Source organism: Sphingomonas sp. Leaf33, assembly GCF_001421785.1.
Classification (GTDB): domain Bacteria; phylum Pseudomonadota; class Alphaproteobacteria; order Sphingomonadales; family Sphingomonadaceae; genus Sphingomonas.
In genome coordinates, this window is record NZ_LMLB01000017.1 from 382891 (window position 1) to 403194 (window position 20304).

Consider the following 20304-nt stretch of genomic DNA (forward strand, 5'->3'; position numbering starts at 1 on the left):
GGCTCAGCGTCGGATAGTCGGTGTAGCCCTTCGCACCGCCGCCGTAGAGCGTGTCGGCATCTAGCGGGTTGAGCGGCGCATCGATCTTCAGCCGCTCGACCAGGTCGGGGTTTGCGATGAACGGGCGGCCGAAGGCGAACAGGTCGGCCTTGCCGGCGGCGAGCTCGCTTTCCGCCAACGCCTTGTCGTACCCGTTGTTGGCCAGGAACGTGCGGCCAAAGCGCGTACGCAGCGCGGCATAGTCGAACGGCTTGCTGTCGCGCGGGCCCCCGGTCGCGCCTTCGACGACGTGCAGATAGACGATGCCCAGCGCGTCGAGCTGCTCTGCCACATGGTCGAACAGCGGCAGTTCGTCGTTGGCAGGCTCGATGCCGCCGGCCGGCGACACGGGCGAGATGCGTACGCCGGTCCGCTCCGCGCCGATTTCCGCGGCGACGGCGGCGGTCACTTCGACCAGCAGGCGGGCGCGGTTCTCGATCGAGCCGCCATAAGTGTCGGTGCGGGTGTTCGCACTGTCGCGCAGAAACTGGTCGAGCAGATAGCCGTTGGCGCCGTGGACCTCGACCCCGTCGAAGCCGGCGGCGATCGCGTTGGCCGCAGCCGTGCGGAAGCTGTCGATGATGCCCGGGATCTCGTCGGTTTCCAGTGCGCGCGGGGGCGAGGTTTCGGCAAAGCCGTTGTTGACGAAGGTCTTGGTTTTGGCAGGAATCGCGGACGGGGCGACCGGGGCCTCGCCGTCGTGAAGGTCGACGTGGCTGACGCGGCCGACATGCCACAGCTGGGCGAAGATGCGGCCGCCCCTGGCATGGACGGCGTCGGTCACGGCGCGCCACGCGGTGACCTGTTCGGGCGTGTAGAGCCCGGGCGTGTCCTGATACCCCTGCGCCTGCTTCGACACCTGCGTCGCTTCGGTGATGATCAGCCCGGCGCCGGCGCGTTGCGCGTAATATTTCGCAGCATGTTCGCTCGGCAGCAGGCCGGGCGCGGCGCGGTTGCGCGTCAGCGGCGCCATGACGATGCGGTTGGCGAGCGTGATGGGGCCAAGATCATAGGGCGAAAACAGGCTGGCGTCGGACATGGTCGGTCTTTCCTGTATCAGGGGGGATGGGGAATTCAGGCGGTGTAACGCGGCAGACGGCAGATGGCGCCCGGACAGGTGGCGATTGCTCGCGTCGGGCGCCTGCCTGTCGCGATCGGTCGCGCCATGATCGGCCGTCGGTGGATATCATATATCCTCTTTCGCAGCGGCCGATTCGATACCATGACAAGCGCAGCCAGCGCAGCCAGCGCTGATCGGCGAGTTGTCGATGATCGATATGACAAGCGGAGCGACGGCTGTCCCAAGCGGCGGGTCGCTGTCCGACGAGCTGTACGGCAAGCTGGCGGCGCAGAACCATGACTACACGCGACCGAGGGATCGCCATGTGGCATCAATCAGCGTCGACTTCGTCTCATAAAATGGTAGCAAGATCAATTAATGAGATAGACTTTGCTATCCAGCCTGGCGCTCGGCACAAGTCGGGGACAAGAGGTCGGATGGGAGAGCGCGATGTCGGCACATGGCGGACGGGACGGGTGGGCTGATCCGAAGATCGCTCGACGTCGACTCGACTGGCGTCTGGGTGCCGCCCTGCTCGTTGTTTGCGCCGGATTGCCCATGCCGACATCCGCGCAGGATGCCTCGCGCGTCGTCGCCTCGCCGCGGCAGAGCTACAACCTCAATCCCGGCTGGCGGACGTACAGCGGCGACGTGGCGGGCGCAGAGGCGCCGGGGTTCGACGACCGCGGCTGGGCCGACGCGACGCTGCCGCACGCCTTCAACGAGCGTGAGGCGTTCGCGCGCGACATCAAGGACCTGTCGACCGGCGTCATCTGGTACCGCAAGACGGTCACGCTGCCTGCCGCTGCGACCGTACTGATCGAATTCGAAGGGGCGCGCCAGGCCGCCGAAGTGTGGGTCAACGGTCGCCCGGCGGTGCTCGCGGAGGACGGCGTCAGCGCGTTCGGCGCCGATGTGTCGCGGCTGGTCCGCCCCGGTCCCAACGTCATCGCGGTGCGCGTCGACAGCAGCTGGAAATACCGCGAGCGCGCGACCGGCAGCGGCTTCCAGTGGAACAACGACAATTTCAACGTCAACTACGGTGGACTGACGCGGAACGTCCGGCTGCACGTCGCTGGCGCCGCCTACCAGACGCTGCCGCTGCTGACGGGCCTGGGCACCACCGGGCAATATGTCTGGGCCGGCGACATCGACATCGCGCGCCGCACCGCGACGATCCATGCCGAGACACAGGTGCGCAATTCGGGCGCCGCGCCGCAACGGTTGGCCCTGCGCACCGAGGTTCGCGACCGGGCCGGTCGCGTCGTCGGCCGCTTCGCCGCACCCGCCGTCACCCTTGCCCCCGGCGAGACGCGCACGCTGGCCGCGCAGGGGCGAATGGCCAGGCTGAATTTCTGGTCGTGGGGCTATGGCTATCTCTACACCGTGACGACCAGCTTGGTCGCGGACGGTCGGGTGATCGACAGCGTCGATACGACCACGGGCTTCCGCAAGACGCGCTTCGCTGACGGCATGGTCGCGCTGAACGACCGCGTGATGCAGGTCCACGGCTATGCGCAGCGCACGTCGAACGAATGGCCCGCGATCGGGGTGTCGATCCCGCCGTGGATCAGCGACCTGTCGAACGCGATGATGGTCGAAAGCGGCGGCAACCTGGTCCGCTGGATGCACATCGCGCCGTCGAAACAGGACGTCGAAAGCGCGGACCGCGTCGGCCTGCCCCAGGCGATGCCCGCGGGCGATGCCGAAAGCGACGTGACCGGCCGCCGCTGGGACCAGCGCAAGGCGGCGACGGCCGCCGCTATCGTCTACAACCGCAACAACCCGTCGATCCTGTTCTACGAAGGTGGCAACGAGAATATCAGCGAGCCGCACATGGCCGAACTGCTGGCAATCCGCGATCGGTACGATCCGCATGGCGGCCGCGCGATGGGCGCGCGTGAGATGCTCGACAGCCGCCTTGCCGAATATGGCGGTGAGATGCTGTATGTGAACAAGAGCGCGCGGCACCCGATGTGGGCGATGGAATATTCGCGTGACGAGGGTGCTCGGGCCTACCGCGATGCCTTTACCCCGCCGTTCCACCCGGATTCGCCGAGCTACAACCGCAATCAGGACAGCCACGCGATCGAAGATGTGAAGCGCTGGTGGGATTTCTACCGGGTGCGCCCTGGCACCGGCCGGCGGGTCAGTTCGGGCGGGGTCAACATCATCTGGTCGGACAGCAACACCCATTTCCGCGGTGACAACAACTACCGTCGTTCGGGCGAAGTCGACGCCGTGCGCCTGCCCAAGGACGGTTTCTTTGCGCACAAGGTGATGTGGAGCGACTGGGTCGACAGCGTCACGCCTGCGACGACCCTCCTCGGCCACTGGACCTATCCGGCCGGGACCCGCAAGGATGTGACGGTCGTGTCCAACGGCGATCGCGTCACGCTGTCGCTCAACGGCCGCTTGCTTGGGCCGGGTACGAAGAGCGACGGTTTCCTGTTCACCTGGAAGGACGTGGCCTGGCAGCCGGGCACGCTGACTGCGATCGCGACACACGCCGGCGGCAAGCGATCGACCGCCTTGGTCGAGACGGTCGGCGTGGCCACGACGCTGCGGCTGACCCCGCATGTCTCGCCCCGCGGATTCGTGTTAGACGGCGCCGACATCGCGCTGGTCGATGTCGAGGTGGTCGATGCCAAGGGGCGCCGCGTCCCGACCGCGAACGATCGGGTCAGCTTCACCCTCGACGGCCCGGCCGAGTGGCGCGGCGGAATCGCGCAAGGCGACAGTTCGGGGAAGGCACGCGGGGTCGCCACCACCGGCGAAGCGATCGCCGCCACGCCGAAGGGCGCCGACGGCACGACACAGTTCGTCGGCGTCGCGCGGGCCGAGGACAATTACATCCTGTCCCGCACGCTGCCGGTGGAGGGCGGTATCAACCGCGTGCTGTTGCGCGCCGGCCGGGCCGCCACCGGGCCGGTGCGCGTGACCGCCAGCGCGCCCGGCTTCGCGCCGGTCAGCGTCGTCATCCCGACCGTCGCGATTGCTGCGCCGGCCGGCGGACTATCGCGCGATTTCGCCGAACATCACCAGAGCGGCCTGCTCACCCGCGGGCCGACGCCGGTGGGTGCGAGTTTCACGCCAAGCCGCACGACGCATCTGCCCGACCGCGTCGTCGCGGGATCGAACGCCGCCGACGCCGGCCGCTCGATCGACGACAACGAACTGTCGCGCTGGACCAGCGACGGCCGGCCGGACACTGCCTGGATCGACTATCGCTTCGCCGCACCCGTCACGCTGAACGCGATCGACCTGAAGCTCGTCGGCTGGCGGACGCGGGCCTATCCGTTGACCATCACGCTCGACGGCCGCCCGGTCTGGCGAGGCACGACCGAACGCCAGCTCGGCTACGCACACCTGACCTTTCCCACCGCGACCGGACGTGTCCTGCGGATCGTCCAGACCGGGCCGGTCACCGACGTCGATGCGTTCGGCAAGGTGGTCGAGCTGAACACCGCGCGTTTGGCCGGTGACACCGGCGCGGACGCGGTGCCGCCGGGGATGCGGCTGGGCATCGTCGAGGCCGATTTCCACGGACCCGTCGCGCGATGAGCTGGGGGGTGATCCTCGCATCGCTCGCCGCAGTCGCCGCGACGCCGGCGGTGGCGCAGGACGTCTATATCCTGGCCGGCCAGTCGAACATGTCGGGCCGCGGGGCGCTGGCCGAGCTGACCGAAGACGAACGGGCGGCCGACCCCGCGATCCAACTCTACGGCAACGACGGACAATGGCGCCCGGCGCGCGATCCGCTCGATGATGCTACCGGCCAGGTCGATGCCGTGTCGGCGGATACCAAGGCTGCGGTCGGCCCCGGTCTGTTCTTCGCCCGGTCGCTACGCGCGCGGTCGCGGCGACCGATCGTGCTGGTGCCGTGCGCGAAGGGCGGCAGCACGCTGGCGCAATGGTTGCCGGCAAGTGTCGGCCGCGACACGCTGTATGGTTCCTGCCTTGCGCGCGCACGGGCGGCGGGCGGACGGATCGCCGGCATCCTGTGGTACCAGGGCGAAAGCGACACCCGCGACGCCGCGGTCGCACGCGGGTGGGCGATCGGTTTCGGTACGCTTGTCAGCGCCTTCCGCCGCGACCTCGCCGCACCGCGCCTGCCGGTCGTTTTCGTGCGGATCGCCGACGCCCCGGCAGGCGCCGGTGACGCGGAACGCTATCCGGCCTGGCGCCTGGTTCAGTCCATCCAGTCGCGCGTGCGGATCGATTGTACCGCTATGGTCCGTACGGACGGCCTGCCGCGGCTACCCGACGATCTGCACCTGACGACCCCGGCGCAGCGCACGCTCGGCCCCCGGGTCGCCGACGCGATGCGCGTCCTGCAGCGGCGCTGTCGCTGAGCTGAGCGTCAGGTTCCCGGCTGGATGTACGGCGCGCGGGCGAACAGTTCGCGTTGCCAGCGGCGGGGGTCGTTTGCGACGCGGGCGGTGGTGTCGAAGATCATCGTCGCGCGGGTCGTCAGGTCGTAGCGCGGCCAGCGCGGGTCGGGCACGCCGGTCGTCGAGAAGGCGACGAAGCGGTCCTGCATCGCCTTGCTTGCCGCGCGCGCGTCCGCGCCGGTTCCGGTCTGTGACCCCGGCCGGTCGAGCGTACCCAGCACCAGCGGGATGTCGACCGTGTGATACGCGCCGCGCCGCGGGTCGGTGCGGCTGGCGAAATCGACCTGATAGACCCAGGCTGGCGCACCGGCACGCGCGCGGGCCTCGGCCTCGATCACCTGGCCTGGCCAGCTGCGCCCGGCAGTCGTCGCGTCATAGAACACGTCCAGCGGCGTCATCTGCGGAAACTGCGCGCGGTACTCGGCGACGATCCATTCGGGCGGCAAGTCGATGCGCAACTCGGGCGTCATGCGCGCAGGCAGGGTATCCCACGTCAGCCCGCGCATCTTCGCGCCGTCGGGATCGATGAACGCGCCCGTCTCTCGCGAGGTATTACCGAGCATCAGCGGGATGGCGGTCCCGCTCGGGTTGGCGTCGGGCCAGAAGGGGTGCCGCGTCAGCCACGTCATGTCGAGCACCGGACCCATGTAGACTCCGCCGCCCAGGATCGGATCGGTCGCCGACAGTCCGTCGATCACCCGCTCGACCGGCATCGCGAGCAGCGGCGACAGGTCGTCGTCCTTTACGCCCAGCTTCGCGAGATACGCGCGTGCCCGGGCGGTCGCGTTGAGCGGGCCCGATACGGTGACCTGTTGCCCGCTCATCGTCGCGGCGCGGTGAAACAGGCCGCGCGCCGCCGGCGTGCCCATGAGCGTCGCGATCTTCGCACCGCCGCCCGACTGGCCGAACACCATGACGCGCCCCGGGTCGCCGCCGAAGCTGGCGATATTGTCGCGCACCCAGTGCAGCGTGAGGATCAAGTCGAGCTGCCCGGCATTGCCGCTATCGGGGAACCGCGGGTCCAGCCGCGCGAGATAGAGGTAGCCGAGCGCGTTCAGCCGGTGGTTGACCGTCACCACCACCACGTCGCCGCGGGCAGCCAGCGGCTGCCCGTCGTGCAGCGGATCGACCGCGCTGCCGTTCGAATAGGCTCCGCCGTGGATGTAGACCATGACCGGCTTCTTCGCCCGCGCGTCGGGCTCGGCAGTCCAGACGTTGAGGAACAGGCAGTCCTCCGACGTCGGCCCGACCTTGCTCGATTGCGGGCAGGATGGGCCGAACGCGGTCGCGGCGACCGTGTCGGTGGGGCGGAAGGGGCGGGGCGCGCAGAAGCGTTCGGCGGTGCCGTAGCGGATGCCCTTGAAGGCATGGACGCCGTTCTCGACGGTGCCGGTCCAGCGGCGGGGCGCGGCGATGGCGAGGCGGGGCAGGGCGGTGATGGCCAGGCCAGCACCTACGAAGGTCCGTCGATCCATCATCCTCTCCCGCCGTGCTCCCGCAAGACTACCGCCGAACGTCGAACCCGCCTTCGAAGAACCCGTCGATATCGGCCTGGCGGAACAGGCTGAGGTCACCGGGCAGCGAATGCTTCAGCGCCGTCAGCGCAAGGCCGGTGCGCGCGGTATCCTCCAGGCTGAGCCCCGTACGCAGCCCATGAAGGATGCCGCTCGCGAACGCGTCGCCCGCGCCGATCCGGTCGACGATGCCGGTGATCAGCGCCTCCTCGGTCTGGAAGCCGCGTTCGCGGGTGTCGATGCGCGCCGACACGCGGTTGCGGTCGGCGTCGTCGGCGTGGCGTGCGGTAGACGCAATGACCTGGAGCCTGGGAAAGTGCGCGAACGCCGCCTCCGCCGCCTCGCGCCGACGTTCGGGCCCGTCGCCGTGGAAGGTGTCGCCCAGCAGCAGCGACACGTCGCGGTGGTTGCCGAACAGCACGTCGGCATGGCCGATCAGCGTCGTCAGCGTGGTTCGGGGATCGCTGTCCCACGCCTCCCACAACCGCGCGCGGTAATTGCCGTCGAACGACACGGGGACGCCCAGCCGCGTCGCCGCCTCTGCCGCGGCGATGGCGGCCTGCGTGCCGTTGGGGCCGAGCGCCGGGGTGATGCCCGACAGGTGCAGCCGGTCGGCACCTGCCAGCACCGCGTCCCAGTCCCACGCGTCGGCGGGCGCAGTGGCGAAGGCGGAATGCGCGCGATCATAGAGCACGTCGGTCGGTCGGAAGCCGGCGCCGGTCGTCGCGAAATAGAAGCCCATCCGCCCCTCGTGGCGCTGGACATGGCGGGTGTCGACGGCGAACCCGCGCAGCGTCGTGACGGCAGCGTCGCCCAGGGCGTTGGCGGGCAGCGCGCTGACGATTGCGGTGTTGTGCCCCAGCCGCGCGAGCTGCGTGACGACGTTCGCTTCGGCGCCGGCGACCCACACGTCGAGCTTCGGCGTCTGGAGCAGCAGTTCACGCCCCGGCGGCGACATCCGCAGCATGATTTCGCCGAAGGCTATGAAACGACCCATGACCATCTACCCCGTTCGTGCTGAGCTTGTCGAAGCACCGTTCTTCTTCTTCGACCCGCTGGCGCGCGGCACGAAGACCGGCCCTTCGACAAGCTCAGGGCGAACGGTCGTGAGACGTTACCTCGCCAGCCAGCCGCCATCGACCGCCAGGATATGCCCCTGGACGTAATCTGCCGCAGAGGACGCCAGGAACACGGCGGCGCCGCCCAGATCGCTCGGGTCGCCCCAGCGCCCGGCGGGGATACGATCGACGATCCCCTTGTTGCGGGCCTCATCCGCCTGCAACGCGGCGGTGTTGTTGGTCGCGATATAGCCCGGCGCGATCGCGTTCACGTTGACGCCCTTGGTCGCCCATTCGTTGGCGAGCAGCCTGGTGACGCCGGCGATGCCCGACTTCGACGCGGCGTAGGACGGTACGCGGATTCCGCCCTGGAACGTCAGCATCGAGGCGATGTTGATGATCTTGCCGCCACCATGTCCGATCATGTGGCGCCCGGCTGCCTGGCACAGGAAGAATACCGATTTCAGGTTGGTATCGACGACCGCGTCCCAATCCTCCTCGGTGAAGTCGACCGCGTCGGCGCGGCGGATGATGCCGGCGTTGTTGACCAGGATGTGCAGCCCGCCGAGCTTTTCGACCGTTTCGTCCACCACGCGCCCGACCGGTTCGATCGTCGAGAGGTCGGCCGACACGATCTCCGCCTTGCGGCCCATAGCGCGGACCTGTTCCACGGTGTCGGTCGCGGCAGACCGGCCGACGGCGGCGATGTCGGCACCGGCAGCGGCGAGCGCCAGCGCGATCGCCTGGCCGATACCGGTGTTCGCGCCGGTGACGACCGCGACGCGGCCGGTGAGGTCGAAGGGGTTGGTCATCGGATCGTCATTCCCGCGAAGGCGGAAGTCCATCTCCCGCGCTGGATGCTGGGCGAGCCCAGGCGATGGGCTCCCGCATTCGCGGGAGCGACGGATGGATCAAGCCAGCTGGCAGATGTCCAGCACGTTCATGTCGGTATAGTCCTGGTTCTCGCCGGCCATCGCCCAGATGAAGGCATAGCTCTTGGTGCCCGCGCCCATGTGGATCGACCACGGCGGCGAAATTACGGCTTCCTCGTTCGCCATCACGATGTGGCGGGTCGCTTCACCCTCGCCCATGAAGTGCATCACGCGGTCGGTGTCGAGATTGTCGAGCTCGAAGTAGAAATAGATCTCGCTGCGGCGCTCGTGGATGTGCGGGGGCATGGTGTTCCACACGCTGCCCGGCTTCAGCACGGTCAGGCCCATCACCAGCTGCGCCGAATCGCAGACGCCGGGGATGACGAGCTGAAAGATCGTGCGCTCGTTCGATTCGGCCAGGCTGCCGCGCTCCAGCGCATTGGCGTCGGCGATGCTCAGCTTCTTGGTGGCGAATGCCTTATGCGCCGGGCACGATGCCAGATAGAAACGCGCACCGTCGCCGGAGAACTGCACGTCTTTCGCGCCCATCGTGACGTACAGGCAGTCCTTGTTCCCGAGCGAGAACGTTTCGCCGTCGACGGTAACGGTGCCCTCGACCGTGCCGACGTTGACGATCGCCAGCTCGCGGCGTTCGAGGAAGGGGTGGCCCTTGGCCGAGGCAGGTTCATCCTGGTCCGGCAGCTTGACCGAACCCGATGCGACGGCGACGCCGCCGATCACGAAGCGGTCGGCATGGGTGTAGTTCAACACGCACTCGCCGTCGCGGAACAGGCCCTGGATCAGATAGCGGTCGCGCAGCTCGTCGTTCGAGACGCACTCCATCATATCGGGGTGGGTGGCGTAATAGGTGCGGTCGAACATGGATGGGCTCCGAATACAGTCGCGGTCTGGTAACCGGTGTCAGGGTCGAACTCAAGCTCTATGCCGGCACGGCGGCGAGAGCGCAGATGCTGCGACGACTATCCATATGCTGGTATGGCGAAAAAGCAACGATCGAGGTCGCAAACCACAAATCCTCCCCTGCGCGGGGAGGTGGCAGCGCGACGCGCTGACGGAGCGGTGTCACCCCTTCCGGACAGCGGGCCACCCCTCCGACCGGCTGCGCTTGCCACTTCCCCTTGCAGGGGTGGATGGAGGCGTTACCGCCGTGGCGCGCGCCCGGCGAACGTGACCAGGCTTTCCGACCCGTTCGCCGCGACCGCTGCCACCCCGACGAAGTGGTCGTCGACCGGCACGTCCCTCAGCAGCGTCGTCGTCGCGCCCGTTACCGTGCGGGCATCCTGCCACGCCGGATTGTCATTGCGCCGCCACACCACCTTGTACGCGGTCGCGCCCGGCACCGGGGCCCAGGTGACCGTCGTGTCGCGCGACAGGGCGCCCGCGATCGTCACGCCGGCGGGCGCCGCAGGCGCTGCGGCAAGCTGGTCGAGCGCGCGGATGTTCACCGCGGCGACCTTTGCCAGATAGTCGAAGTCCATCGCCTCGGGCAGGTCGCCGTAGGGACGCCCGTTCTCGGTACGGACATTCTGGTGCTGCCGATCCCAATTCTCGCCGCCGCTTGTGAAGCGCACCGCCGGATAGCCGAGCGCCAGGAACGGCTCGTGATCGCCCCCGCGGCCGAAGCGATCGGGACGGCGGTCGACGAACACGTCGAACTTGCCCGGCAGCGCGTCGGCGACCCGGTCGACGTACTTCGCCAGCGCGCGGCTGGGGCCGTCGTCCTCGCTGCCGTCCATCCGCCGCGTCATCTGGTCGACCAGGCTGTCGGCGGCGCGGACGCCTTCGGAAAAAACGCGGACGCGGTCGCCGGTCTTCACGCTACCCTGGCTGACCGAATTGCCGACGATGTCGTTGTTCAGCATCGCGCTGACCTGCCACCCGCGCGCCTTGACCGTGTCGGCGAGCAGGGTCGCGCCCCACAGCCCCTGTTCCTCGCCGGAGAAGACGGCGTAGACGATCGTCGCGGCGAACTTCTTCTTCGACAGGATGCGTGCGGCCTCCAGCACGACCGCCACGCCCGACGCATCGTCATTCGCGCCCGGCGCGTCGGACGTGAAGTCCATCACGTCGCTCGGCATCGAATCGATGTGCCCGCCGATGATGACGACGCGGTTAGGATCGGTGCCGGGCTGGATGCCCAGCACGTCCTCGATCACCACGCCGTCGGGCGCGCGCGGGCCGGTGAAGCGGCGCGACAGACGCTCGACGGTCAGACAGCCGTTGCAGGCGGCGGCGATCTTCTGGAACTCCCCCGCCGCCCAGATGCGCGCGGCGCCGATCCCGCGCTTCGGGTCGGTCGTGGTCGACAGCGAATGACGCGTACCGAAGCCGGCAAGCGTGCGGACCGTCGATTCGAGCCGGGCGGGGGAGGGGCGGTCCTGCGCCATCACGGGCAGAGGGGCGAGGACGGCGGCGAGCGCGAGGGCGTGGCGGATCATGCGCGCAAGTGTTGCCGAGATCGCGAAGACGCTCAAGCGAAAGGCTTCCCAACGCCGATGCTACACCCCAAATCGTCGTCACATGCCCCGCATCCCGATCCTTGCGCCCATCGCCACGTCGCTCAAGACCCGCATCGTCGGCGAGGTTCGCGGGGCAATCAACGGCACCACGGCGCCGCCTAGGCCCATCAACCCGCAAGACCTGCCCGGCTATTTCCCCGAAGGCAGCGTTATCCGCTGCGTCCATGGCGACCCGACTGCGATGCTGATCGGCGGCGTCACTGCGCTGCTGCTCCAGATGCTTCACCCGAAGGTGCTGGCGGGCGTGTGGGATCATTCCAACTTCCGCGCCGACATGCGCGGGCGCCTGCATCGCACCGCGCGGTTCATCGCCGTTACCAGCTATGGCGCGCGCGCGGACGCCGATGCGATCATCGCGCGGGTCAACCAGATCCACCGCGCGGTAAAGGGCACGCTGCCCGACGGCACGCCGTACCGCGCCGACGATCCGCACCTGCTCGCCTGGGTGCATGTGAGCGAGGCGACCGCGTTCCTGGCGGCGTGGCAACGCTATGGCCGGGCGCCGCTGACCGAGGCCGAACAGGACGTCTATTTCGCAGAGTTCGCGGTGCTCGCCGAGCGATTGGGCAGCGATCCGGTGCCGCGCACCCGCGCCGCCGCCGATGCGCTGGTCACCGCGATGCGCCCCGAACTGCGCGTCGATCACCGGACGCGCGAGGTCGCCCGCTTCGTGCTCGACCAGCGCGCGCCGTCGCGGGCTGCCGCCCCGGTCCAGGCACTGACGTTCCAGGCGGCGGTCGACCTGCTGCCGCGCTGGGCGCAGGCGATGCACGGGCTGGACGCCGGTGCTGCCGCGCCCCTTATCCGGACCGGCGCGCGCACGGTCGCCGGCGCCGTGCGCTGGGCATTCGGCTGAACGGGGCCACATCCACCGCCTGTTTTTCCTGACCGGCCGAATCGACGATTGCCGCGGCCTGCGCGATGTGATGAGACGGGCGCCGGGGAATTTCAGGGGGAAACACGACATGCACGCTTCGTCGATCGTCACCGGCGCGCCGCCATGGGTCTACGCGCTGCTGGTCGGCCTCGTCATCCTGGGCGTGCGACGACTGCGGACGCGCGAAGTCCCGGTCGCGGTCGCGCTGCTGCCGTCGATCGCGTTCCTGATCTGGTCGCTGGTTGGCGTCGCCATGTTCGCGCGGTACGCGGGCATCGTTCCTGCCGGCGGTGCCTGGCTGCTGGGCGCGGCGATCGGTGCGGCAAGCGCCGTCCTGCTGCCCGAACCGGCAGGCGAGCGGTTGGCCGGCGGGCGCGTCCGACTGCCCGGGTCGGCGGTGCCGCTGGTCCTGTACCTCGGCGTCTTCGTCGTCCGCTTCGCCTGCGGTGCTTGGGCCGCGATCGCACCCGCGTCGGCCGACCTCGCCACTGGGATCGGCATCGCGGTCGGGGCAGCGGTCATGGCGCGGCTGATCGTCGGCATTACGCGGTGGACCGCCACGCCCGCCGGCCTGACCGCCTAGCAAGTCACTCCCGCGGCGGGACCACGCTCGCGCGGCGGACGAGGGTCGACAGGAACAGCGACGGTTCCTCCGCATCGTCCTCGCCCTCGATCGTGCCGGCGAGCAGTTTCGATGCGGCGGCTCGCGCCATCGGGATGATCGGCCAGCGCACCGTCGTCAGCGGCGGCCACATGTGGCTGGCCGTCGCGGTGTCGTCGAAGCCGACGATCGACAGGTCTTCCGGCACCGACAGCCCGCGCTGGCGGGCGGCCTGGACGACGCCGGCGGCCATTTCGTCGTTGGAGCTGACGATGGCGGTAGGGCGCGGGCTGGCGTCGAGCAGTCGGTCGCCGGCTGCGACGCCGCTTTCGAAGCGGTACGTGCCCTCGACGATCATGCTGCGCGGCACCTTCAGCTCGGCCTCTTCCATCGCCATCTCGAACCCGGCGCGGCGTTCGATGGCGGAGCGGAAGCCGTGCGGCCCCTGGACCAGCCCGATGCGGCGGTGCCCGGCCTCGATCACATGGCGGGTGGCGGCCGCCACCGCCTCGCGGTCGTTGGACGCCACGGCGTGGTCGTCGTCGTCGAGCTTGGCCGATCCCATGCGGACATAGCGCGCGCCGGATTCGCGACACACGCGGGCCAGCGCATCGTTCTCGCTGATCGGCGGCAACAGCATCACGCCGAACAGCCGCTGCCGCTCCAGGAAGCCGCGAATGTCCTCCAGCATCGTCGGCGATCCGCGATCGACCGGCCGCACGACCAACGCGAAATCGGTGTCACGAATCGCCTCCAGGATGCCCTGCTGCACGCCCAGCACCATCTGCGCGTTCGGGTTGTCGTGGATAAGGCCGATCAGGAAGTTGCGGCGCAGCGCCAGCGCCCGTGCCTGCGGGTTGGGGACATAGCCCAGTTCCTCGATGACCTTTTCGACCTTTGCGCGTGTCTCGTCGTTCAGCAGGGCGGATCGGTTGATGACCCGGCTGACGGTCTTCTTGGAAACGCCTGCGATCCGCGCGACGTCGTTGATCGTGGCCTTGCCCTCGTTCTTCATGCGGCATGGTGTAGCGGTCCCCGCGACGGAGCGGAAGCGTTTCGACCCTTGTCGTTGACACCGGTTTCCTTTACGCCGCCACAAAGCCATCGAGTTTTAGGTGAGGGGGTTCGCTTGGGAGAGACCGGTTTCAGCGCGGCCGAGGATATCGCGCGCGCCTTCGTGCGTGCGCGTCGCGACCGCCGCGCGCTGGCGACCTATCCGGGGCCAGCGCCCGAAACGATGGACCAGGCCTATCAGGTGCAGGACGCCGCCCTTCGCCACGACGGTCGTGCGGTCGGCGGGTGGAAGCTCGGCAAGATCAATCCGCCGCATCTCGACCGACTGGGTGCCAACCGCCTGGCCGGGCCGATCTTCACCGACCAGATCGTGACCGCGCAGGACGGCGCACCGGTCGATATGCCGGTTTTCCGCGACGGGTTCGCCGCGGCTGAGGCCGAATTCCTGCTGCGCATCGGCGCCGCGCCCGAACCGGGCAAGGACGACTATACGATCGAGACGGCGACGCCGCTGATCGATGCCGTCCATGCCGGAATCGAGGTCGCGTCCTCGCCCTATCCGCGGATCAACGCCGATGGCCCGCCGGTCACCGCGTCGGATTACGGCAACAACAACGGGCTGGTTATCGGCGACGCGATCGAACGCTGGCGGGACGGCGACGTCAACGCCTGGCGGGTCGAACTGCTCATCAACGGTGCGGTCATCGGCGATGCGCGTGCGGCGGACATGCTCGACGGGCCGTTCGGCGCGGCGGCGTTCCTGTTCAACCTGGCCGCCCGTCGCGGAATCGCGCTGACCGCCGGCCAGTGGATTTCCAGCGGTGCGGTCACCGGCGTCCATCCGGTCGCCATCGGCGATACGGTGGAAGCGCGATTTGACGGGCGCTATCCCGTAACTTGTACGATAACTGCATAAGACTAATCCGGGGGAGAGGGCCATGGCGATCGGAGCGCAAGGGGTGATCGCGACGGCGGCTGCCCGCGTCGGGCGATATCGCTGGTCGATCGTCGCGTTGCTGTTCTTCGCGACGACGGTCAATTACATCGATCGCACGATGCTGGGGCTGCTCGCGCCGCTCCTGACCAAGGAACTCGGCTGGACCGAGAATGACTACGGCAACATCGTTACCGCGTTCCAGGCGGCCTATGCCTGCGGCTTCCTGCTGATGGGCTGGCTGGTCGATCGGTTCGGGCCGAAGGTCGGCTATGCCATCGCGATCTCGATCTGGACGATCGGCCATGTCGCGCACGGGTTCGCGACGTCCGTCGTGTCGTTCATGCTCGCGCGCATCGTGCTGGGTACGGGGGAGGCGGGGCACTTCCCCTCCGTCGTGCGCGCCAGCAGCGAATGGTTTCCGCAGAAGGAGCGCGCCTATGCGATCGGCTGGGTCAATTCGGCCACGACGATCGGCGTGATCCTGACCGCGCCGACGCTATGGATCTTCATGACCTGGCTGGGCGTCGGCTGGCGCGAGACGTTCATCTACACCGGCGGCTTCGGTGCGATCCTGCTGGTGCTGTGGCTGTTGCGCTACAGCAACCCGCGCGAGCGCAAGGGTGCGGTCAGCGACGGCGAACTGGCGTGGATCGAGCATGACCCGCCCGAGGTGATCGAGAAGCTGGGCTGGAGCCGCGTCGTGCGCACGCGCGAGGCGTGGGCGTTCGCAATCGGCAAGTTCCTGACCGATCCCGTCTGGTTCCTGATGCTGTTCTGGCTGCCGAAATATTTCAGCGCGACGTACAAGGTCGACCTGAAGGTCGTGCTGCTGCCGATGATCATCATGTACCTGCTGTCGGATGCAGGCAGCATCGCCGGCGGATGGCTGTCTTCGAAGCTGATCGAGCGGGGGCGGACGCCGAACTTCGCGCGCAAGGTTACGATGCTCGCCTCGGGCGTGTGCGTGCTGCCGCTGCTGTTCGTGACCGGGCTTGCCAATATGTGGCTGGCGGTCGTGCTGATCGGTATCGCGCTGGCCGGGCACCAGTCCTTTTCCTCCAACATCCTGTCGCTGCCGCCCGACATGTTCCCCAAGCGCGCGGTGGGGTCGGTCATCGGACTGGGCGGCTTCTGCGGCGGGATCGGCGGCATGATCATGGCCAAGTCGACCGGGCTGGTGCTCGACGCGACGAACGGCAACTACACCATGATCTTCGCGGCCTGCACCGTCGTCTATTTCCTGGCGGTCGCCGTCATCCACCTGCTCAGCCCGCGGCTGTCGCGTGTCGAGGTGGCCTGACACCCACGATGGGGCCCTTGTGACATCGGCCGGGCGACGATATCGGCCGATTGTCACGGTGGCGCCTTGAAAAAGCGGGAATCGCCTGCTACTGGCCCGCCACTTGCCGGCGCGGATGCTGTTCGCGGCGCCGCACTTCTATCGATCCGGAGCTTTTGAGTTTTATGCAGATCATCGTTCGCGATAACAACGTCGACCAGGCCCTCCGCGCGCTCAAGAAGAAGCTGCAGCGCGAAGGCGTGTACCGCGAAATGAAGCTGCGCCGTCACTACGAGAAGCCGTCGGAAAAGCGTGCGCGCGAGCGTGCCGCCGCTGTCCGTCGCGCGCGCAAGCTGGAGCGCAAGCGCATGGAACGCGACGGCGCGAAGTAAGCGCCGGCAGGGGGCGTTGAGGGAGCGGGTGAACGAGTCCGCTCCACAGCTCTCAACTTTCTCAACTTCGCGGTTCGGCCAGGGCGCCGGTCGCATAGCAGCACTGGGCCCGCCATGTCGGTCACCGCCGTTCCGATTCCGCCGGTCAAGCGCCGCTACCTGACCTATCTGGTGATCGGCCTGCTGCTGGCGATCGCCGGCGCGGCGGCACTCGCGTGGCAGGCGCCGTCGGACTTCCTGACGTCGAACGGCCGCAGGGCGGGCGTCGTCACCACGCCGTCCGGCCTGCAGTACAAGGTGCTGACACCGGGCAATGGCGCGAAGCCGACCGACAGCGACGTCGCGCTGATCAATTATGTCGGCAAGCTGCCCGACGGTACCGTGTTCGACCAGAGCCAGCAGCCGACGCCGATGCCGGTTTCGGGCGTCGTGCCGGGCTTCTCCGAAGTCCTGAAGCTGATGCCGAAGGGCGCGAAGTACCAGGTCTGGATCAAGCCCGAGCTCGGCTACGGCGCGCCGCGTCCCGCCGGTGCGCCGCCGCTCGACGGGAAGGCCGCCGAGCTCGCCAAGCAGGTGCTGGAATTCCAGGTCGAGCTGCTCGACTTCCTGCCCGAATCGGTCGTACGTCAGATGCAGATGCAGCAGATGCAGCAGATGCAGGGCGGTGCCGCCGGCGCCGTGCCGGGCGCACCGCCGGCGCAGCCGGTCCGCTGAGCGGCGTGACGCCCTCGCCCCCGTCGGCGTCGCCCGTCGTGGCGCGACCCGCTACTCGAAAGGCGTTCTGGATGGGGGTCTTTGTCGGCCTGATGGTCGCAGCGGCGGTCGTCGTGGCACTGGCCGTCTGGCGCAAGGGCAATCGCCCGGCCGCCGATCCGGCAGCCTCGGCCAGCTTCCTTGTCACCAATCGCGCCGCGCCGGGCGTTACCCAGACCGCATCGGGCGTGCAGTACCGCGTGCTGAAGCCGGCGGATGGCCCGACGCCGACCGACCGCGACACCGTCCGCATCACCTACACCGGTCGCCTGATCGACGGCACCGTGTTCGACCGTAGCGCGAAGCCGGTCAGCTTCGGTGTCGGCGATGTCGTGCCCGGCTTTTCGGAAGCGCTGAAGCTGATGCCGGTCGGGTCGTCGTATCGCGTCTGGATCCCGTCCGACCTCGGCTACGGCCCGCGCGGCGCAGGCCCCATTCCCGGCAACGCGGTGCTGGTGTTCGACATCGACCTGGTCGGCATCGAGGGCCGCTGAGCCGGTTTTACGTTCCGAAGCGTAGCGGGACGATGCTTGGCGCAGGGGTATTCGCCGGCTGGTCCAGCCAGATACCGCGGGTGTCGTAGACCTGCTTGGCGGCGCGCTCGACCAGCGGGATCGATCGGAACACGTCGTGGTCGACCAGCACGATCAGCGTGTCGCAGGTTTCCAGCGCGGTATCGACGTCGATCAGCGTGGCGCCGCGACTGTCCAGCCCGATCGGCAGGTCGGCCGCATAAGGCTCGACGATATGGATGCGCGCGCCGAACCGATCGACGAGGGCGCTGGCGACCTTCAATGCAGGGCTTTCGCGGAAATCGTCGATGTTCGCCTTAAACGCCAGACCCAGGACCGCGACCGGTCCTGTGGTTGCCTCAATCAGGTCGGCGGCGCGGGCGATCGTCACGTCGGTCTTGCCGTCGTTGACCTCGCGAGCGGTGCGGATCAGCGGCGTGTTGGCGCGGTCGGCGGCGACCAGGAACCACGGATCGACCGCGATGCAATGCCCGCCGACGCCGGGCCCGGGCGACAGGATGTTGACGCGCGGGTGGCGGTTGGCGAGGCGGATGACTTCCCACACATCGACGCCCATGCCCTGTGCGATGATCGACAGTTCATTGGCAAAGGCGATGTTGACGTCGCGAAACGCGTTTTCCGCCAGCTTCGTCATCTCGGCCGCCCGCGCCGTTGTCGTGACGCAGGCGCCGCGGACGAAGCGGCGATAGAAGCCCAGTGCCTTGCGCGCGCATCGCGGCGTGATGCCGCCGATGACGCGGTCGTTGTCGATCAGCTCGACCAGGATCCGGCCCGGCAGCACGCGCTCCGGGCAATAGGCGATCGCGACATCGGCCTGGTCGGTCGCCTTGCCGGGCATACGAAGGTCGGGGCGGAGTGCGGCGAGGTGATCGCGCACCTGCTCGGTAGTCCCGACCGGTGAGGTCGACTCCAGGATGATCGTATCACCCGGCTTCAGCACCGCCGCAATGGTCGTCGCGGCGCGAAGGACATAGCCGATATTGGGTTCGTGATCGTCTTTGAACGGCGTCGGCACCGCGATGACGAAGACGTCAGCGGGCGCGATCTCGGTCGAGGCGCGCAGCGTGCCGCGGGCAACCACGCCCGACACCAAGCCGTCGAGATCGACCTCCTCGATGTGCACGCGACCTGAATTGACCGTATCGACCACCGATGGCGTCACATCGACGCCCAGCACTTGCGCCCCGGTCCGTGCGATGACCGCTGCGGTGGGAAGGCCGATATAGCCCAGGCCGAGGACAGCGACCTTCAGTTCAGAGCCCGAAACCATCCGCGACGACCTTTGCAATACGTGCCGAGGCCTGGCCGTCGCCGAACGGATTGTGGGCGCGCGCCATGGCCGAATAGGCTTTGCTATCGTCGAGAAGGGTAAAGACTTCGGAAACGATCGTGTCGGCCGACGCGCCGACCAGCTTTGCGGTGCCCGCCGCCACGCCTTCGGGCCGCTCGGTCGTGTCGCGCATGACCAGCACCGGTTTGCCGAGCGCGGGCGCCTCCTCCTGCACCCCGCCCGAGTCGCTGAGCGCGATGTGCGCCATGCCCAGCGCACGGATGAAATGCGGGTAATCGAGCGGATCGATCCGCGCGACGTTCGGCCGGTCGCCCAGCATCGCATCCATCACCGACACGACATTGGGGTTGGGGTGGACGGGGAACAGCACCGCGACGTCGTCCCGGTCGGCGATGCGGCCGATCGCGCGGGCGATCTCTTCCATGCCGCCGCCGAAATTCTCGCGGCGGTGGGTGGTGACAAGGACGATCCGCTTGCCGGCGAACCGATCGGCGATCGGGTCCAGTCCGGCGGCAAGCGATGGATTGGCGGCGATCCGGGCTTGCGTCCACAGCAGCGCGTCGATCACGCTGTTGCCTGTCACATGGATGGTGGCGGGGTCGATGTTCTCGCGCCGCAACGCATCGGCGGCGGTCTGCGTCGGCGCGAAATGCTGGTCGGCGATCGGCGCGACGATGCGGCGGTTCACTTCCTCGGGCCACGGCGCCCAGATGTCGCCGGAGCGCAGGCCGGCCTCGACATGGCCGACCGGAACCTTGCGATAGTAGGCAGCGAGCGCCCCGACCATCGCGGTTGCGGTATCGCCTTGGACGATCACGCGGTCGGGCCGCTCAGCATCCATCACTTCGCCCAGACCGGTCAGCAGCCGCGCGGTCAGCCGGTCGAGCGACTGCCCGGGCTCCATCAGGTCGAGGTCGATATCGGGCGTGAGGCCGGCAATATCGAGCACCTGGTCGAGCAGCCCGCGGTGCTGCGCCGTCACGCAGGTGCGCACGGCAATGCCTGGCGTGTCGGCCAGCGCGCGGATGACCGGGAACAGCTTGATCGCCTCGGGACGGGTGCCGAAGATCACCAGGACTTTCTTCATGGGTCCGCTCCCTACCGCCGTCAGCGTTAAACCGGTCCTAACCGTGCGCGATTGCGGGACGGA

18 protein-coding genes are annotated in these 20304 nt (G+C 68.3%); 9 read left to right on the forward strand and 9 right to left on the reverse strand.

The features are described 5' to 3' along the window. Nucleotides 1-1078, reverse strand: a 1078-nt coding sequence (locus ASE86_RS14985) for an alkene reductase (RefSeq protein WP_056429125.1), incomplete at its 3' end; no start/stop codon positions are given. A gap of 579 nt (nucleotides 1079-1657) precedes the next feature. Between ASE86_RS14985 and ASE86_RS14990 the strand changes: the two genes are divergently transcribed. Next, the gene (locus tag ASE86_RS14990; protein ID WP_235524135.1) at nucleotides 1658-4663 is read left to right on the forward strand and encodes a DUF4982 domain-containing protein; all 3006 of its coding nucleotides are present in this window, start codon (nucleotides 1658-1660) and stop codon (nucleotides 4661-4663) included. Continuing rightward, nucleotides 4660-5454 (forward strand): sialate O-acetylesterase, encoded by a 795-nt coding sequence (locus ASE86_RS14995; protein ID WP_056428681.1) that lies wholly within the window; start codon nucleotides 4660-4662, stop codon nucleotides 5452-5454. The genes ASE86_RS14990 and ASE86_RS14995 overlap by 4 nt, the downstream gene beginning before the upstream one ends. Nucleotides 5455-5462: 8 nt before the next feature. Here ASE86_RS14995 and ASE86_RS15000 read toward each other — a convergent pair whose 3' ends face one another. The 5 genes from ASE86_RS15000 to ASE86_RS15020 all read right to left on the reverse strand — a co-directional run bounded on the left by ASE86_RS15000 (nucleotide 5463) and on the right by ASE86_RS15020 (nucleotide 11396). Continuing rightward, nucleotides 5463-6971: a carboxylesterase/lipase family protein gene (locus ASE86_RS15000; protein ID WP_056428683.1), complete on the reverse strand. Its 1509-nt coding sequence runs from the start codon at nucleotides 6969-6971 to the stop codon at nucleotides 5463-5465. Between the two features lie 25 nt (nucleotides 6972-6996). Then, nucleotides 6997-8004, reverse strand: coding sequence for a sugar kinase (locus ASE86_RS15005; RefSeq protein WP_056429131.1), 1008 nt, complete (start codon nucleotides 8002-8004; stop codon nucleotides 6997-6999). A gap of 117 nt (nucleotides 8005-8121) precedes the next feature. Further along, the gene (gene kduD, locus ASE86_RS15010; protein WP_056429133.1) at nucleotides 8122-8877 is read right to left on the reverse strand and encodes a 2-dehydro-3-deoxy-D-gluconate 5-dehydrogenase KduD; all 756 of its coding nucleotides are present in this window, start codon (nucleotides 8875-8877) and stop codon (nucleotides 8122-8124) included. A 99-nt stretch (nucleotides 8878-8976) separates the two neighbouring features. After that, a complete protein-coding gene (gene kduI / locus ASE86_RS15015; protein ID WP_056428686.1) occupies nucleotides 8977-9819 on the reverse strand; it encodes a 5-dehydro-4-deoxy-D-glucuronate isomerase in 843 nt (280 codons plus the stop codon). A 278-nt stretch (nucleotides 9820-10097) separates the two neighbouring features. After that, entirely contained in the window at nucleotides 10098-11396 is a 1299-nt protein-coding gene (locus ASE86_RS15020; RefSeq protein WP_056429138.1) for a M20/M25/M40 family metallo-hydrolase, read from the reverse strand. 82 nt (nucleotides 11397-11478) lie between these two features. On the opposite strand from ASE86_RS15020, the gene ASE86_RS15025 reads away from it, so the two are divergent. Both ASE86_RS15025 and ASE86_RS15030 read left to right on the forward strand, forming a co-directional pair. Then, nucleotides 11479-12333: an oxygenase MpaB family protein gene (locus ASE86_RS15025; RefSeq protein WP_056428688.1), complete on the forward strand. Its 855-nt coding sequence runs from the start codon at nucleotides 11479-11481 to the stop codon at nucleotides 12331-12333. Nucleotides 12334-12442: 109 nt separating this feature from the next. Continuing rightward, nucleotides 12443-12937 (forward strand): DUF6622 family protein, encoded by a 495-nt coding sequence (locus tag ASE86_RS15030; protein WP_056428691.1) that lies wholly within the window; start codon nucleotides 12443-12445, stop codon nucleotides 12935-12937. A 4-nt stretch (nucleotides 12938-12941) separates the two neighbouring features. Here the strand turns inward: ASE86_RS15030 and ASE86_RS15035 are convergent, their stop codons facing one another. Further along, entirely contained in the window at nucleotides 12942-13970 is a 1029-nt protein-coding gene (locus tag ASE86_RS15035; protein WP_056428693.1) for a LacI family DNA-binding transcriptional regulator, read from the reverse strand. 114 nt (nucleotides 13971-14084) lie between these two features. On the opposite strand from ASE86_RS15035, the gene ASE86_RS15040 reads away from it, so the two are divergent. The 5 genes from ASE86_RS15040 to ASE86_RS15060 all read left to right on the forward strand — a co-directional run bounded on the left by ASE86_RS15040 (nucleotide 14085) and on the right by ASE86_RS15060 (nucleotide 17824). Further along, on the forward strand, nucleotides 14085-14885 hold the full coding sequence (locus ASE86_RS15040) for a 2-keto-4-pentenoate hydratase (protein WP_056428696.1): 801 nt from the start codon (nucleotides 14085-14087) through the stop codon (nucleotides 14883-14885). Between the two features lie 22 nt (nucleotides 14886-14907). Continuing rightward, on the forward strand, nucleotides 14908-16206 hold the full coding sequence (locus ASE86_RS15045; RefSeq protein ID WP_056428698.1) for an MFS transporter: 1299 nt from the start codon (nucleotides 14908-14910) through the stop codon (nucleotides 16204-16206). Nucleotides 16207-16370: 164 nt separating this feature from the next. Then, a complete protein-coding gene (gene rpsU, locus ASE86_RS15050; RefSeq protein ID WP_056428702.1) occupies nucleotides 16371-16577 on the forward strand; it encodes a 30S ribosomal protein S21 in 207 nt (68 codons plus the stop codon). 114 nt (nucleotides 16578-16691) lie between these two features. Then, complete coding sequence (locus ASE86_RS15055; RefSeq protein ID WP_056428704.1) at nucleotides 16692-17291, forward strand: FKBP-type peptidyl-prolyl cis-trans isomerase; 600 nt, start codon at nucleotides 16692-16694, stop codon at nucleotides 17289-17291. A gap of 71 nt (nucleotides 17292-17362) precedes the next feature. Next, a complete protein-coding gene (locus tag ASE86_RS15060) occupies nucleotides 17363-17824 on the forward strand; it encodes an FKBP-type peptidyl-prolyl cis-trans isomerase (RefSeq protein WP_056428707.1) in 462 nt (153 codons plus the stop codon). A gap of 7 nt (nucleotides 17825-17831) precedes the next feature. Here ASE86_RS15060 and wecC read toward each other — a convergent pair whose 3' ends face one another. Both wecC and wecB read right to left on the reverse strand, forming a co-directional pair. Next, nucleotides 17832-19133: a UDP-N-acetyl-D-mannosamine dehydrogenase gene (wecC, locus tag ASE86_RS15065; RefSeq protein ID WP_056428712.1), complete on the reverse strand. Its 1302-nt coding sequence runs from the start codon at nucleotides 19131-19133 to the stop codon at nucleotides 17832-17834. Next, the gene (wecB, locus tag ASE86_RS15070; RefSeq protein ID WP_056428715.1) at nucleotides 19117-20241 is read right to left on the reverse strand and encodes a non-hydrolyzing UDP-N-acetylglucosamine 2-epimerase; all 1125 of its coding nucleotides are present in this window, start codon (nucleotides 20239-20241) and stop codon (nucleotides 19117-19119) included. The genes wecC and wecB overlap by 17 nt, the downstream gene beginning before the upstream one ends. Nucleotides 20242-20304: the final 63 nt, after the last annotated feature.

Coding starts and splice junctions, on each gene's coding strand:
- kduD (WP_056429133.1), bottom strand. CDS start 8,877: ATGACCAACCCCTTCGACCTCACCGGCCGCGTCGCGGTCGTCACCGGC.
- ASE86_RS15005 (WP_056429131.1), bottom strand. CDS start 8,004: ATGGGTCGTTTCATAGCCTTCGGCGAAATCATGCTGCGGATGTCGCCG.
- ASE86_RS14990 (WP_235524135.1), top strand. CDS start 1,658: ATGCCGACATCCGCGCAGGATGCCTCGCGCGTCGTCGCCTCGCCGCGG.
- wecC (WP_056428712.1), bottom strand. CDS start 19,133: ATGGTTTCGGGCTCTGAACTGAAGGTCGCTGTCCTCGGCCTGGGCTAT.
- ASE86_RS15020 (WP_056429138.1), bottom strand. CDS start 11,396: ATGATCCGCCACGCCCTCGCGCTCGCCGCCGTCCTCGCCCCTCTGCCC.
- kduI (WP_056428686.1), bottom strand. CDS start 9,819: ATGTTCGACCGCACCTATTACGCCACCCACCCCGATATGATGGAGTGC.
- ASE86_RS15060 (WP_056428707.1), top strand. CDS start 17,363: ATGGGGGTCTTTGTCGGCCTGATGGTCGCAGCGGCGGTCGTCGTGGCA.
- ASE86_RS15000 (WP_056428683.1), bottom strand. CDS start 6,971: ATGATGGATCGACGGACCTTCGTAGGTGCTGGCCTGGCCATCACCGCC.
- rpsU (WP_056428702.1), top strand. CDS start 16,371: ATGCAGATCATCGTTCGCGATAACAACGTCGACCAGGCCCTCCGCGCG.
- wecB (WP_056428715.1), bottom strand. CDS start 20,241: ATGAAGAAAGTCCTGGTGATCTTCGGCACCCGTCCCGAGGCGATCAAG.
- ASE86_RS15025 (WP_056428688.1), top strand. CDS start 11,479: ATGCCCCGCATCCCGATCCTTGCGCCCATCGCCACGTCGCTCAAGACC.
- ASE86_RS15035 (WP_056428693.1), bottom strand. CDS start 13,970: ATGAAGAACGAGGGCAAGGCCACGATCAACGACGTCGCGCGGATCGCA.
- ASE86_RS15030 (WP_056428691.1), top strand. CDS start 12,443: ATGCACGCTTCGTCGATCGTCACCGGCGCGCCGCCATGGGTCTACGCG.
- ASE86_RS14995 (WP_056428681.1), top strand. CDS start 4,660: ATGAGCTGGGGGGTGATCCTCGCATCGCTCGCCGCAGTCGCCGCGACG.
- ASE86_RS15055 (WP_056428704.1), top strand. CDS start 16,692: ATGTCGGTCACCGCCGTTCCGATTCCGCCGGTCAAGCGCCGCTACCTG.
- ASE86_RS15045 (WP_056428698.1), top strand. CDS start 14,908: ATGGCGATCGGAGCGCAAGGGGTGATCGCGACGGCGGCTGCCCGCGTC.